We start from the raw sequence: 15,248 nt of genomic DNA, 5'->3' as shown, positions 1-15,248 counted from the left end.
CGCCGGCGCAGCGGCGGGAGCGGGGGCCGGGGCAGCGGCCGGAGCCGGAGCCGGAGCGGCGGCGGCCGGAGCGGCCGAGGCGGTCGCGCCTTCGGTCACCACGCCCAGGACCGTGCCCGGAACCACGGTGGCGCCTTCCTCGGCGCTGATGGCGGCCAGGACGCCGTCGGCCGGCGAGACGACTTCGAGGCTGACCTTGTCGGTTTCCAGCTCGACGAGCAGCTCGTCCTTCTTCACGGCCTCCCCGGCCTTCTTGGTCCAGCGGGCGACCGTCGCTTCGGTGACGGATTCGCCCAGGGCGGGGGTCATGATGTCGGCCATGGTTAGGTTCCGATGTCTCTTTTGATCTGGCGGTCGGGGTCGGTGACGAACTTAAGCCGCCGCGCCTGTCGGACAAGTCCGGGACGCGGCGGCCTGGGTAGTTTTAGGCGAAGGCTTCGGTGAGGAAGGCTTCGAGTTCCTTGAGGTGGCGGCTCATCAGGCCGGCGGCGGTGGAGGCGCTCGCCGGGCGGCCCACGTAGCGGGCGCGCTTGGCCTTGATGTCCATCTTGTCGAGGGTGAGCTCGATCCACGGGTCGACGAAGGTCCAGCCGCCCATGTTCTTCGGCTCTTCCTGCACCCAAAGCAGCTCGGCGTTCTTGAAGCGGTTCAGCACGCCCATGACCGACTTCATCGGCCACGGATAGAATTGTTCCAGACGCAGGATGTAGACGTCGTCGCGGCCGGTCTTGGCGCGCTGGTCGATCAGGTCGAAGTAGACCTTGCCCGAGCACATGATGACGCGCTTGATCTGGTCGTCGCTCTTCAGGGTGATGCCGCCGACGTCGCAGCCGGCCTCGGCGCCGTCCACCATCACGCGGTGGAAGGCGGTGCCTTCGGCCAGGTCCGACAGGTTCGAGACGGCGCGCTTGTGGCGCAGCAGGCTCTTGGGCGACATCACGATCAGCGGCTTGCGGTACTCACGGTGCATCTGGCGACGCAGGGCGTGGAAGTAGTTGGCCGGCGTGGTGCAGTTGACGACCTGCATGTTGTCTTCCGCGCACGACTGCAGGAAGCGCTCGAGGCGGGCCGAGCTGTGCTCGGGGCCCTGGCCTTCGTAGCCGTGCGGCAGCAGCATGACGAGACCGCTCATGCGCAGCCACTTGCGCTCGCCCGAGCTGATGAACTGGTCGATCACCACCTGGGCGCCGTTCACGAAGTCGCCGAACTGGCCTTCCCACAGGGTCAGGGTGTTCGGGTCGGCCAGCGAGAAGCCGTACTCGAAGCCCAGCACCGCCTCTTCCGACAGGGCCGAGTCGATGACTTCGTAGTTGGCCTGGCCGGCGCGGATGTTGTTCAGCGGCGTGTAGTGCTCTTCGGTCTTCTGGTCGATGACGTCGGAGTGGCGCTGGGTGAAGGTGCCGCGGACCGAGTCCTGGCCCGACAGGCGAACCGGGAAGCCTTCGTCGAGCAGGGTGGCGAACGCCAGGTGCTCGGCCGTGCCCCAGTCGAGGCCTTCGCCCTTGCTGATGGCGTCGCGGCGGTTCTCGATGGCGCGCTTGACGGTCTTGTGGGCGTCGATGCGCTCGGGGATCGCCGTGATCTTGGCGCCCAGTTCCTGCAGCTTGGCCAGCGGAACGTCGGTCTTGCCGCGACGCTCTTCGGCGCCCGGCTGGGCCAGGCCCTTCCACTTGCCGTCCAGCCAGTCGGCCTTGTTGGCCTTGTAGCTCTTGCCGGACTCGAATTCCTTGTCGAGGAAGGTCTCGAACTCGCCGACCCAGGCGTCGGACTCGGCCTGGCTGATCTGGCCTTCGGCGATCAGGCGGTTGGCGTAGAGTTCGCGCGTCGAGGGGTGGCCCTTGATCTTCGCGTACATCAGCGGCGACGTCATGGTCGGATCGTCGCCTTCGTTGTGACCGAAGCGGCGATAGCAGACCATGTCGATGACCACGTCCTTGCCGAACATCTGGCGATATTCGGTGGCGACCTTGGCCGCGAAGACCACGGCTTCGGGGTCGTCGCCGTTCACGTGGAAGATCGGGGCTTCGACCATCAGCGCCATGTCGCTGGGGTAGGGCGAGCTGCGCGAGTAGCGCGGGCTGGTCGTGAAGCCGATCTGGTTGTTGACGATGAAGTGGATGGTGCCGCCCGTGCGGTAGCCCTTCAGGCCCGACAGGGTGAAGCACTCGGCCACGACGCCCTGGCCGGCGAAGGCCGCATCGCCGTGCAGCAGCAGCGGCAGCACGTGGCCGCGGCCGGCGTCCGGGGTCTCGCGCAGCAGGAAGGCCTGCTTGGCGCGGGCCTTGCCGATGACGACCGGGTTGACGATTTCCAGGTGCGACGGATTGGCGGTCAGCGACAGGTGGACCTTGTTGTCGTCGAACTCACGGTCCGACGAGGCGCCCATGTGATACTTCACGTCGCCCGAGCCTTCGACGTCGGAGGGGACCGACGAGCCGCCTTGGAACTCGTGGAAGATCACGTGGTAGGGCTTGCCCATCACGGCGGCCAGCACGTTCAGGCGGCCGCGGTGCGGCATGCCCAGGACGATGTCCTTCACGCCCAGCGAACCGCCGCGCTTGATGATCTGCTCCATGGCCGGGACCATGGCTTCGCCGCCGTCGAGGCCGAAGCGCTTGGTGCCGGGGAAACGCTTGTGCAGGAAGCGCTCGAAGCCTTCGGCCTCGATCAGCTTCTTGAGGATGGCGACCTTGCCTTCCTTGGTGAAGACGATTTCCTTGTCGCGGCCTTCGATGCGCTCCTGCAGCCAGGCCTTCTCGGCCGGGTCGGAGATGTGCATGTACTGGACGCCGACATTGCCGCAGTAGGTGCGGCGCAGGATCGACAGGATCTCGCGGATCGTGGCGGTCTCCAGGCCCAGCACGAAGTCGAGGAAGATCGGACGGTCGTAGTCGGCCTCGGCGAAGCCGTAGGTCGCCGGATCCAGCTCGCTGGCGTCCTTGGCGGGGTCCAGGCCCAGGGGGTCGAGGTTGGCGGCGAGGTGGCCGCGCATCCGGTAGGCCCGGATCATCATGATGGCGCGCAGGCTGTCCAGCGTGGCGGCGCGGACGGCTTCGGCGGAGGCGCCGGGGGCCTTGCCCTCGACCGCCTTGGCGATCTTGGCTTCGACGGCGGGGGCGACGCTGGCCCATTGGCCGTCAAGCGCCGAGAGCCAGTCGGGCCGGGCGGCGGGCACGCTCTTGGGCGTCCAGGCCGGGTCCTTGGCGGCGCGCTTGACCTGGTCGGCCTGTTCGGCCAGCGAGGAGAAGAAGGCGTTCCAAGAGGGCTCGACCGACCCGGGGTTCTCCGCCCACTGGGCGTAGAGATCCTCAACGAATGCGGCGTTCGCGCCGTAGAGGAAGGAGGTCTCGGTCAAGACCTGATTGATGATGCCTGCGTCGTCCGCCATCGTCTTCGCCTCGATGCTCGCCCGCCGAGGCCATCCGGCGGGATCACGAGCTCGTTTGAAACATGAAGCGCGACGACCGGTTGGCCGCTATCCATTTTCGGCCGCTGCGCTTCGGATCCGTTTACGGGACCGGTTTAGACACCGGTCCCGTAAATATAGTCTCTCAATCTCCCGTCGCCCGCGCCTTGCGGCGGGCCCAGGTGATTTTTTCGGATCGTCGACTGGCGGTCGCAAAAAACCTGGGCCCCGCGCGAGGCGGGGTTTCGGTAGTCTAGTCTGTTAGCCCTTGAGGACTTCGAGCAGGGTCTCGCCCAGCTTCGCCGGCGACGGCGAGACGCGGATGCCCGCTTCTTCCATCGCAGCGATCTTGTCCTCGGCGCCGCCCTTGCCGCCCGAGATGATGGCGCCGGCGTGACCCATGTGACGGCCCGGAGGCGCCGTGCGGCCGGCGATGAAGCCGACCATGGGCTTCTTGCGGCCGCGCTTGGCTTCGTCCTTCAGGAACTGAGCCGCTTCTTCTTCGGCCGAGCCGCCGATTTCACCGATCATGACGATCGACTTGGTGGCTTCGTCGGCCAGGAACAGTTCCAGGACGTCGATGAACTCGGTGCCCTTGACCGGGTCGCCGCCGATGCCGACGGCCGTGGTCTGGCCTAGGCCCGCATTGGTGGTCTGGAACACGGCTTCGTAGGTCAGGGTGCCCGAACGCGACACGACGCCGACCGAGCCTTCCGAGAAGATCGAACCCGGCATGATGCCGATCTTGCACTGGTTCGGGGTCAGGACGCCCGGGCAGTTCGGTCCGATCAGGCGCGACTTGGAGCCTTGCAGGGCCTTCTTCACGCGCACCATGTCCAGCACCGGGATGCCTTCGGTGATGCAGACGATCAGCGGGATTTCCGCGTCGATGGCTTCCAGGATCGAGTCGGCCGCGAAGGGCGGCGGGACGTAGATCACCGAAGCGTCGGCGCCGGTGGCTTCCTTGGCTTCGCCGACGGTGTCGAACACCGGCAGGCCGATGTGCGTCTGACCGCCCTTACCCGGGGTGACGCCGCCGACCATCTTGGTGCCGTAGGCGATGGCCTGTTCCGAGTGGAACGTGCCCTGGGCGCCGGTGAAGCCCTGGGTGATGACCTTGGTTTCAGAACCGATGAGGATCGACATGATTAGCGAGCACCCTTCACGGCCGCGACGATCTTCTCGGCGCCGTCAGACAGATCGTTGGCGGCGATGACGTTCAGGCCGCTTTCCGAGATGATTTTCTTACCCAGTTCGACGTTGGTGCCTTCCAGGCGAACGACGAGCGGGACGGTCAGGCCGACTTCCTTCACGGCGGCGATGACGCCTTCCGCGATGATGTCGCAGCGCATGATGCCGCCGAAGATGTTGACCAGGATGCCCTTCACGGCCGGATCGGCGGTGATGATCTTGAAGGCCGCGGTGACCTTTTCCTTGGAAGCGCCGCCGCCGACATCGAGGAAGTTGGCCGGCTCGGCGCCGTACAGCTTGATGATGTCCATGGTGGCCATGGCCAGGCCCGCGCCGTTGACCATGCAGCCGATTTCGCCGTCGAGGGCGATATAGGCCAGGTCGTACTTGCTGGCTTCGATTTCCTTGGGGTCTTCTTCGGTCTCGTCGCGCAGCTCGCGGATGTCCGGGTGACGGAACAGCGAGTTGCCGTCGAACGACAGCTTGGCGTCCAGGACGCGCAGGTGGTCGTCGGCGGTGACGATCAGCGGGTTGATCTCCAGCATCGCCATGTCCTTGGCCAGGAACGCCGTGTAGAGCTGCGTCAGCAGCACGGCGGCTTCCTTGGCCAGGCCGCCGGTCAGGCCCAGGGCCTTGGCCAGCGCGCGCTGGTGGGTCGGCCACACGCCGGTGGCGGGGTCGATCGAGAACGAGTGGATCTTCTCCGGCGTGGCGTGGGCCACGTCTTCGATGTCCATGCCGCCTTCGGTCGAGGCGACCACCGAAACCATCGAGGTTTCACGGTCGACCAGCAGCGACAGGTAGAATTCCTTGGCGATCGCAGCGCCTTCCTCGATGTAGAGGCGGTTCACTTGCTTGCCCTTGGGGCCGGTCTGGTGCGTCACCAGCACGCGGCCGAGCATTTCGGCGGCGTTGGTCTTGACGTCTTCGACCGACTTGACGACGCGGACGCCGCCCTTGGCGTCGGGGCCGAGGCCCTCGAACTTGCCCTTGCCGCGGCCGCCGGCGTGGATCTGGCTCTTCACGACGAAGACCGGACCGCCCAGCTTCTCGGCGGCGGCGACGGCTTCATCGACGGTGAACGCCGCGAAGCCACGCGGGACGGGGGCGCCGAACTCCGCGAGGACGGCTTTGGCTTGATGCTCGTGAATGTTCATGAGGGGACCGGTCTTCCGCGACGGTTCTTGAATGTGGCGGCGTTATAGGAGCGTGATTTCGCAGGCGCAACCGCACTTGGACGATAACCGCCCCCCATATTTTCAATCCGTTGTCCGAACGGACAACGGCGCCGCCTTCCTAGGCCGGACGATCGAAAAGCCTGATCTTTTCGCAAATCGTCCACAGCCCCGCCCTGGCAAGGCGTTGAGGCCCGCAAGGCGCCTCGAAGAACCCTGTTACCGCTCCCTTTAATCGCGAGGTCGGGTAGTTTGTGCACTGCGGTTGCGCCCGTTTCGCCCTGCCGGCGGATTTGCCGCAGTTCGTGACGAAGTATTGCTGACCTCGTCAGGACAAGCTGCGCGGTGCTTGGGAAAACAACGACTTAAATACGATGCATTTTGTGCAAAACCGAAAATGCGGGGCAGGATATAATCGTCGCCGCGGCGCAACTTGAAAGTATCAATCATTTATTGACCGTCCTGAAGTTTCTCCTTGCCGGACGCTTTCCGGGCGAAGCGCCGGATCGGCATTGGAAGGGCTTCCATGTTCAACCGCTCGCAAGTTCAGGCCGTCGAGACCCTGGCGGCCCTCGACCGGTCGCTGGCGACCATCGAGTTCGATCCGAAGGGCCGGATCCTGACCGCGAACGAGAACTTCTGTGCGGCGATGGGCTACGCGCTGTCCGAGATCGTCGGCCAGCACCACAGCCTGTTCGTCGAGCCCGACTACGCCGCCAGCAGCGACTATGCGAATTTCTGGGCGAAGCTTGGCCGCGGCGAGTTCGACGCCCGCGAATATCTGCGCGTGGGCAAGGGCGGCCGCGAGGTGTGGATCCAGGCCTCCTACAATCCGATCCGCAACGCGCGCGGCGCGGTGACCCGCATCGTCAAGATCGCCACCGACATCACCGAGCAGAAGCGCCGCGCCGCCGAGCAGCACGGCAAGATGGAGGCCATCGGCCGCGCCCAGGCGGTGATCGAGTTCACCCCGGCCGGCGAGATCCTGACCGCCAACCAGAACTTCCTCGACGCCCTGGGCTATACGCTGGGCGAGATCCAGGGCCGCCATCACCGGATGTTCGTCGAGCCGGCAGAGGTCGACGCGCCGGGCTACGCGGCCTTCTGGGCGCGGCTGAACGCCGGCGAGTTCGTGGCCGCCGAGTTCAAGCGCCTGGGCAAGGGCGGGCGCGCGGTGTGGATCCAGGCCTCGTACAACCCGATCTTCGACCACAAGCGCCGCATCGCCAAGGTCGTGAAGTTCGCCACCGTGGTCACCGGCCGGGTCGATGCGGTCAACGCCATCGCCACGGGCCTGGACCAACTGGCCCGCAACAACCTGACCTACCGCATCGACAAGCCGGTCGAGCCGCAGTTCGCAAAGGTGCGCGACGACTTCAACAGCGCCATGGACGCGCTGGACGGCGCCATGGGCGTGGTGGCCTCGGCCACCCAGAGCGTCGGCGCGGGGGCGCAGGAGATCTCGATCGCCGCCGACGACCTGTCGCGCCGCACCGAGATCCAGGCCTCGAACCTGGAGGAGGCCGCGGCCGCTCTCGACCAGATCACCGCCACCGTCAACCGCAGCGCCGAGGGCGCGCGCCAGGTCTCGCAGGTGGCCTCGGCCGCCCGCATCGACGCCACCCGCTCGGGCGAGATCGTCAGCGAGGCCGTCGCGGCCATGGGCGAGATCGAGGAAAGCTCGGGCAAGATCACCAGCATCATTGGGGTGATCGACGAGATCGCCTTCCAGACCAACCTTCTGGCGCTGAACGCGGGCGTCGAAGCTGCTCGCGCCGGTGACGCTGGCAAGGGCTTCGCGGTCGTCGCCTCGGAAGTGCGGGCCCTGGCCCAGCGCTCGGCCGAGGCGGCCAAGGAGATCAAGGCCCTGATCGCCCGGAGCACCTCGCAGGTCGGCCGCGGCGTGCGGCTGGTCGGCGAGACCGGCGAGGCCCTGGCCACCATCGTCGACAAGGTCGGCAAGATCGACGGCCTGATCCTGGAGATCGCCGAGTCCTCGCGCGAGCAGGCCACGGGCCTGTCGGAGGTCAACACCGCCGTCAACCGCATGGACGAGGTCACCCAGCGCAACTCGGCCATGGTCGAGGAAGCCACCGTCGCCTCGGCCAGCCTGAAGCTGGAAGCCGGCGAACTGGCGGAGTTGGTGTTGCGGTTTGAGGTTAGCGGCGGCGGTGCGGTGGCTGCCACGCAGCGGCGGCGGGCTTAACGAGAGAAACCTCTCCCTCTGGGAGAGGTTTTATGGGGATGGGAGAGGCGTCTCCTACTTCACTGCCGCCGTCGCCCGGCGTTCCAGCTTGCCCCAGCCGACGCGGCCGCCGCGCACGGCGGTCAGCACCGACTTCACCACCACGTAGTACATCAGCTGGCGATAGCCGAAGCGCTGCACGGGCAGGTAGGGGAGGTCCGCCCAGGGCGCGCGCTTTTCAAGGGCCATGCCCAGGGCGCCGGCCGACAGGTCGACCAGGATGAACACCGCCCAGTAGAGCAGGCCGCGCACCATGTCGTCGGGCCGCCATTCCAGCGGGTGGGCCACGGCCGCGTAGAGACCCGACACCAGGCTCCAGACCACGGCCAGATCCACGAGCGGCGCGGCGACGGCCAGCAGGATCTGGAACAGCCAGATCTGCGGCAGGGCCACGAAGCCCAGCACCGGGGTCTTGGGATTGAACAGCGCCGCGCGGTGCTTCCACACGCACTGCAGGGTGCCGAACGACCAGCGGAAGCGCTGCTTGAGCAGGCCTGACACCGTGTCGGGCGCCTCGGTATAGGCGCGGGCGGCCGGATCGAAGGCCACCTTCCAGCCGGCGCGCTGGCAGGCGATGGTCAGGTCCTGATCCTCGGCCAGGGTGTCTGAGGGATAGCCGCCCAGGGCGTCGAGCACGCTCTTGCGCCAGGCCCCGACGGCGCCCGGCACCACGGTCACCGCCCCCAGGGCCGCCAGCGCCCGCCGTTCCAGGTTCTGGGCGGTGACATATTCCAGCGCCTGCCAGCGGGTGACGATATTGAGGCGGTTGCCGACGATGGCGTTGCCGGCCACCGCGCCGATCTTCGGATCGGCGAACCAGCGCACCAGCCGGCCGATGGTCGAGGTCGGAAACAGGGTGTCGGCGTCCAGCGCCACCACGAACTCGCCCTTGGCCAGGGCCAGGCCCCGGTTAACGGCCCGCGCCTTGCCGCCGTTCTCGAACGACAGCAGCGTCACGCGCGGGTCGTCGGCGAAGTTGTTCCGCACCTCGTCGGCGGTGCGGTCCTTGGAGCCGTCGTCGAGGACCAGAACCTCGATGTTCTTCCAGTCGCTCTCCAGGATCCGCGCCACCGAGGCGGCGATCACCTTTTCCTCGTTGAAGCAGGGGATCAGCACGCTGACCAGCGGGCCGGTCGCCGGATCCAGGTCTTCGGGCGTGCGCTCGCTCGCCTTGTGGACCAGGGCCAGGCCGGCCAGGAAGACGAGGCGCGCCACCCCCAATGCGATGGCGGTGACGAAGAGCCCGACCAGCAGGGCGTTCAGTCCCCGGAAGAAGCCGAAGCCCAGGCGGTCCAGCGCCAGGCCGACGGGATCGCGCTCGCTCTTGGGCATCACCTGCTCGGGGGTCATGCCGGCCAGCCCGCCGACGGTGACCAGCCGATATCCGCGCGCGCGGATGCCGTCGATCAGGCCGGGCAGGGCCTTGATGGTGTTCTCGCGATTGCCGCCGGCGTCGTGCAGCAGAACGATCTGGCCGGGATTGGCGCCGGGATGGTCGAGGCGATCCAGGGCGCGGTCGATGATCACCTGTGGCGGCGGCTTCTGCCAGTCGTCGGTGTCCACCCGCAGGCCGACGATCAGGTAGCCGAGCGTCTGGGCGATCACCAGGGGATCGACCTCGCGCGGGGTCGATGGCTCGGCGTCTCCGAAGAACGGCGGCCGGAACAGGCGCATCGAGCGACCGGTGACCACCTCGAACAGGCGCTGGGTGGCGTTCAGCTCGACCTGGGTCTGGGGCAACGGCGTCTCGCCGATGTTGGGATGGGTCCAGGTGTGGCCGCCCACATCGTGGCCCTCGCGGATCTCGCGCTCCACCAGGCCCGGATGCTTCTGCATGTTCTGGCCGATGACGAAGAAGGTCGCCGGCGCGTTCTTGGCTTTCAGGATGTCGAGGATCTTCGGCGTCCAGCGCGGGTCGGGGCCGTCGTCGAAGGTCAGGGCCACCAGGCCCGGCTTCTGGCCATAGCGCTCGATGACGTAGGAGCTGGGCAGGACGTCGTAGGTCTCGCCCGAGATCAGGCCGGTGTCGGGGTCGAACTCCAGCGAGCGCTTGCCGGGCGTGGGCAGGGACGAGACGCGCAGCACCTCGCCGCCGCCGTCGAAATCCACGCTCTGGCCGGCCGGGATGCGGGCGAGGCCGGAGGCGGTCCCCTTGCCGTACGGCTGGCCCAGCACGCTCCACACGCCGGGATCCTCGCCGCCCATGCGCCACAGGCCATAGCCGCGCGGCCGGAACGGGTCGGTCGCCTTGACCTGGTTGAACAGGGTGGCTGCATCCAGGAACCACACCACGTGCCTGTCGCCATTGTCGGCGGCGTAGGCGTAGGTGGGGTTGAGGGCGTCGTCGTCCATGGTGATGGCCGCGCCGGCGTCCTGGGCGTTGCGGATCGCCTCGTGGAAGGTGGCCGCGTCGCCGCCGGCCGCCGCGCCGTCGGCCTTCAGCGTCCAGTCGTAGCCGTAGGCGCCGAGCGCCAACACGGTGCGGGCCGGGTCGAGGGTGGTGAAACGCTTGTCGAGCTCGCTCTCGTACCAGTCCTGGCCGGCGTTGGGGCCGGGATCGCCGCCGCCGTAGTGCTGGTCGTAGGCCATCAGCACGATGGTGTCGGCCGACTGCTGCAGGCGCCTCAGCGGCCAGCCCTGCTCGTCGAAGGGCGCGGTGACCCAGATCTCGCGGCCGGTGGCCTTGAAGGCGGCGCGGGCCTCGTCCAGCAGCAGCGGGTAGTTGGCCAGGCCCTTGGGCGACAGGGCCTCGAGATCGAAGATGTAGCCGCCGAAGCCACGGCGCTGGGCCAGAGTCACGAGGTTGTCGATCAGCGCCTTGCGGGCGGCCGGATCGGCCAGCATGGCGTCGGCCATCGGGCCGTTGAACGCCGCGTTAGCCGAGTTGTGGACCAGCGGCAGCACGGTGGGATGGTTGGGGGCCGCGGCGATGCGGGCCGCGCCCACGGGATCGTCGTCGACCGAAATCTGGCCCCTGGGGCCGTTCATGGCCACCCATTGCGGCGAGACCACATCCAACTGGCCGATATGGCGGCGCAGGGACTCGCGGCTGTCCTCGTCCCAGGGCACGTAAAAACCGACGCTCAGCGGCTTGGCCGCGCCGACGGCGGCGGGCGTCTTGGGCGCGGGCAGAGCGCGCCAGGCCGGCGGCTTGCCGGGCTTGAGGCGATGGACCGTCTCCTCGTGCAGCGCCGACAGCACGTGCGGGTCCTTCAGCGTCACCGCCGGCAGGCGCGGGGCGAAGGCCAGGGTGGCCAGGAAGCCGGCGACGAGCGCGGCCGCCAGCGACAGGGCGATACCCGCCGTCAGGGTGAACCTGCGCCGCCGCTTGCCGGTGGGATCATGGAAGATGTGCCGATCGTCGCCGCTCATCGCGCCGTGCCCCGTTCATACCGCTGATAACACGGTTTCGGCGGCGCAATGATCCTGGATCATGTCCGAACGGTGGCGCTTGAACGGCCTTGAAGCGACTGCGACTTTTTGGCGGGGGATCGCCCTCCATATCCCGTCGTTCCGGGCGCACGGCTTGTCCGTAACCCATGCTTTGCAAAGGTGGGGCGGTGGAACTAGTCCACCCAGTCCTTCTCCAGCCGCTTGCTCGCCAGGAAGAACAGGCCGGCGGCCACGAGGTAGAAGCCCATGCCGGTATAGATCGACCAGCGCAGCGACTCCGCGCCGAACACCGGCTTCAGGAGGTCGGAGACCAGGCCGAAATAGTAGATGCCGACGGCGATGCCGAGCAGGTTGTTGATCAGCAGGAACAGGGCCGAGGCGGTGGTGCGCATCGGGGCCGGGGCCAGGTGCTGGACGGCGGCGGTGATGGGGCCTAGCCACGCCAGGTTCAGGCCGGTGGGGATCAGGAAGATCAGGAAGGCCGCCGTCATCGCGCCGGTGCGGCCAAGGCCCCCGAACAGCGCGCCGCTGTTCATGGCCAGGAGGAAGCAGGGCACCGAGATCAGGAAGGCGATGGCCGGGGTGATCGGGTAGCCCGACTTGGACCTGGCGCCCAGCTTGTCGGCCACGACGCCGCCCAGCCAGATGCCCAGCAGGCCGCCGAACAGGGCGATGCCCGAATAATACCACGCGGTCTGCGACAGGGTCAGGCCCAGGCTGCGCATGAAGAAGCTGGGCAGCCAGGCGGCCACGCCATAGCCGCACACCGACGAGGCGGCCGCGCCGAACGACAGCAGCCAGAACGACGGCTTGGCCGCCAGCAGGCGCACCGCGTCGCCGAACGGCGGGGGCGGCGCGGCCGGCTGCGTGGGAGCCGCGCTCTCGATGCGGTCGGCGCCGCCGCGCGGCGGGTCCTTGACGATGGCGCGGAAGATCGGGGCCAGGACCACGCCCAGCAAGCCCACCACGATGAAGGCCGTGCGCCAGCCGTAGGTCGCCGCCAGGAGGCCGCCGACCAGCGTGCCCAGGCCCGAGCCCAGCGGGATGCCGAAGGCGTAGGCGGCGAGCGCCCGGGCCCGCTGGCTCTTGGGGAAGTAGTCGGCGATCAGCGAATAGGCCGGGGCCACGCCGCCGGCCTCGCCGACGCCCACGCCCATGCGCGAGAAGAACAGCTGCCAGAACCCGCCGGCGAAGCCGCACAGGGCGGTGAAGCCGCTCCAGACGGTCAGGGCCGCGGTCATGATCCACACGCGGCTGAAGCGGTCGGCCAGCCAGGCGATCGGGATGGCCAGGGTGGTGTAGAGCAGGGCGAAGGCCAGGCCCCCCATCAGGCCGAACTGGCCGTCGGTGAGGTTGAACTCGTCCTTGATCGGCTTGGCCAGGATCCCGAGGATCTGCCGGTCGAGGAAGTTGAGGGTGTAGACGAGGATCAGCGTCGCGAGCACCACGTAGCGGTAGCTCGGGGCCGGCGCGGCCTCTCCCTGGTTTCGACCGTCGTCCATCGCCCACCCCAAACAGAATCAAACGCTACGATAAGAAAAGGGCGACGGCCTGTTGCAGCAAGCCGTCGCCCGAGGCGTTCGCCTAGAACTTCACTTCGAACGACGCCGTCACCGTGCGCGGCGGGCCGTAGAAGGCGCTGACGGAGTTGCCGTAGAACACGGCCGCCGACTGCGGGAAGTTGTAGCCGCCGATGCGATAGCGCTCGTCGCCCAGGTTCTTGCCGGTCAGGGCGGCCTTGTAGCGCCCTTGGGCCGAGGTCCAGATCAGGCTGGCGTCATAGAGCCAGTAGGCCCCCTGATCGAGCGCCGAGGGGATCTCGAACATGTGGTAGGACGAGCGGTACGAGGCCGTCGGGGTGAAGGTGATCGAGCCGTTGTCGCCCAGGTCGTGGCTGAAGTTCAGGCCGAAATTGCCCGTCCACTTCGGGGTGTTCTGGAACACCCGCGAGTCTGAGAAGTCGCGCACCACCGGCGGCGTCGCGGTCAGGTCCAGCGCCCGGTACTCGTCGAACTCGGCCTTGATGTAGCCCAGCGAGACGTTGGCGCTGACCCAGCTGGCCAGCCTGGCGATCCCCTCGACCTCGAAGCCCGACATGTGGGCGCGGCCGACGTTCAGCACCTGGCTGGCGATCGAGGCGCCGACCGGGGTCTGCTGGGTGACCTGCATGTCCTTGTACTTGGAGTAGAACACCGCGGTGTTCAGGCTCAGGCGGCGGTCGAAGAAGTAGCCCTTCAGGCCGCCTTCGAAGGAGTCGACGGTCTCGGGCTCGTAGCCTTCGGCCGAGTTGGGCGTCAGGATCTGGTCGGAGCGCATGTCGAAGCCGCCCGACTTGAAGCCCTGGCTGTAGGAGACATAGGCGTTGAGGTCGTCGCTGATCTCGTACTTGGCGCTGAGGCGCGGGGTGAACTTCGAGAAGGTCTTCTTGTTGGTGAAGCTCGAGCGCAGCAGGCCGGGCACGGCGGCGTTGTTGCCGAACAGCGGGCTGCGGATGCCGGTGAAGTTCTGGCGATAGACGCGGCCGTACTTCTCGTCGCGGGTCATGCGGCCGCCGACCGAGATCGACAGGCGCTCGGTCAGGTCGTAGCTGACGTCGGCGAAGGCCGAATAGCTTTCGGTGTCGACATTGCCGGCGGTGGCGATGGTGGTGGCGATCTGGCTGACCACGGTGTCGAAGGCGCCGGCGGCGGTGGCGTTCATGTAGTAGACGCCGGCCACGCCCTGCCAGCGGTCGCCGGTGAACAGCGCCTGGAATTCCTGGCTGAACTGGTGGTCGTTGTAGCGGCCCGGAATGTCGAGATAGGCGCCGGGCAACTCGTCGAAGTCGATCGTGCCCTCGGTCTCGCCCGAGCGGTACGCGGTGATCGACTTGACGGTGATCAGGTCGTTGATCGCCCACTGGCCCAGCAGCGACACGCCGCTGTTCTTGACGCGGTTGCTGTCGCCCGAGCCGGCGCGGGTGTCGTAGACGTCGGGCAGCACCTCGCCGCCGGGGATCGGCTGGCCCAGGATGTTGAGCGCCTGCACCTCGCGGTGGCCGTGGCGCGGGTTGGACTTGTCGAGGGTGGTGTCGGCCGACAGCCGGAAGAAAAGCGACTCGGTGGGCGTGTATTCGACGCTGACGCGGCCGGTGGCGACGTCCTTGTCGTAGTGCTCGGCGCCGGTGTTGAGGTTCTTGCCGTAGCCGTCGTGATTGAACTTGGCGGCGGCGAAGCTGACGGCCAGCTTGTCGTTGATCGGGGCCTTGGCCGAGATCAGGAAGTCGCGCTCGTCATAGTTGCCGACCGTGGCCTTCAGGCGCACTTCCGGTTCGGGACCGATCTTGCGGGTCACGTACTTCACCGCGCCGCCGATGGTGTTGCGGCCGTAAAGCGTGCCTTGCGGGCCGCGCAGCACCTCGATGCGCTCGATGTCGAACACGTCGAGGACCGCGCCCTGCGGACGGGCGATGTAGACGTCGTCGACATAGAGGCCCACGCCCGGCTCGAAGCCCCACAGCGGGTCCTGCTGGCCGACGCCGCGGATGAACGAGATCAGGGTCGAATTGGAGCCGCGCGCCACCTGCAAGGTCAGGTTGGGGGTCGACTGCTGCAGGCTGGTGATGTCCGAGGCGCCCATGCGCTCCAGCGCGGCCGCGCCATAGGCCGAGACGGCCACCGGCACGTCCTTCAGGGTTTCTTCGCGCCGCCGGGCGGTGACGACGACTTCCTCGACGCCGACGCCCGTTTCGCCGGCCGTGGCCGCCTGTTCCTGCGCAACCGCGAGATTGCTCGCGGCGCCCCACGCCGCGCCAGCCAGCAGCGCAGCCTTCCACATCGTTTTCATGGACAGCCCCTCT

At 67.6% G+C, this 15,248-nt stretch carries 8 protein-coding genes; 1 reads left to right on the top strand and 7 read right to left on the bottom strand.

Annotation, left to right across the window (positions count from 1 at the left end):
- The 4 genes from DDF67_RS17675 to sucC all read right to left on the bottom strand — a co-directional run.
- Window positions 1-321 (bottom strand): biotin/lipoyl-containing protein (locus tag DDF67_RS17675; RefSeq protein WP_332888332.1); only part of this gene is annotated, 321 nt, incomplete at its 3' end.
- A 103-nt stretch (window positions 322-424) separates the two neighbouring features.
- Complete coding sequence (locus DDF67_RS17670; protein WP_109102159.1) at window positions 425-3,388, bottom strand: 2-oxoglutarate dehydrogenase E1 component; 2,964 nt, start codon at window positions 3,386-3,388, stop codon at window positions 425-427.
- Between the two features lie 279 nt (window positions 3,389-3,667).
- A complete protein-coding gene (sucD, locus tag DDF67_RS17665; protein WP_058348626.1) occupies window positions 3,668-4,552 on the bottom strand; it encodes a succinate--CoA ligase subunit alpha in 885 nt (294 codons plus the stop codon).
- 2 nt (window positions 4,553-4,554) lie between these two features.
- Window positions 4,555-5,754, bottom strand: coding sequence for an ADP-forming succinate--CoA ligase subunit beta (gene sucC, locus DDF67_RS17660; protein WP_109102158.1), 1,200 nt, complete (start codon window positions 5,752-5,754; stop codon window positions 4,555-4,557).
- 544 nt (window positions 5,755-6,298) lie between these two features.
- On the opposite strand from sucC, the gene DDF67_RS17655 reads away from it, so the two are divergent.
- Window positions 6,299-7,978: a methyl-accepting chemotaxis protein gene (locus DDF67_RS17655; protein WP_109102157.1), complete on the top strand. Its 1,680-nt coding sequence runs from the start codon at window positions 6,299-6,301 to the stop codon at window positions 7,976-7,978.
- A gap of 54 nt (window positions 7,979-8,032) precedes the next feature.
- Here the strand turns inward: DDF67_RS17655 and DDF67_RS17650 are convergent, their stop codons facing one another.
- The 3 genes from DDF67_RS17650 to DDF67_RS17640 all read right to left on the bottom strand — a co-directional run bounded on the left by DDF67_RS17650 (window position 8,033) and on the right by DDF67_RS17640 (window position 15,235).
- Window positions 8,033-11,389, bottom strand: coding sequence for a glycosyltransferase (locus tag DDF67_RS17650; RefSeq protein WP_109102156.1), 3,357 nt, complete (start codon window positions 11,387-11,389; stop codon window positions 8,033-8,035).
- Between the two features lie 194 nt (window positions 11,390-11,583).
- Window positions 11,584-12,912 (bottom strand): spinster family MFS transporter, encoded by a 1,329-nt coding sequence (locus DDF67_RS17645; RefSeq protein ID WP_109102155.1) that lies wholly within the window; start codon window positions 12,910-12,912, stop codon window positions 11,584-11,586.
- A gap of 82 nt (window positions 12,913-12,994) precedes the next feature.
- Complete coding sequence (locus tag DDF67_RS17640; protein WP_109102154.1) at window positions 12,995-15,235, bottom strand: TonB-dependent receptor; 2,241 nt, start codon at window positions 15,233-15,235, stop codon at window positions 12,995-12,997.
- Window positions 15,236-15,248: the final 13 nt, after the last annotated feature.

The sequence above is a fragment of the Caulobacter endophyticus genome, from assembly GCF_003116815.1.
Lineage (GTDB): Bacteria > Pseudomonadota > Alphaproteobacteria > Caulobacterales > Caulobacteraceae > Caulobacter > Caulobacter endophyticus.
Note: the sequence above shows the minus strand (reverse complement) of the source record. Positions and strands in the feature narration are given on the sequence as shown.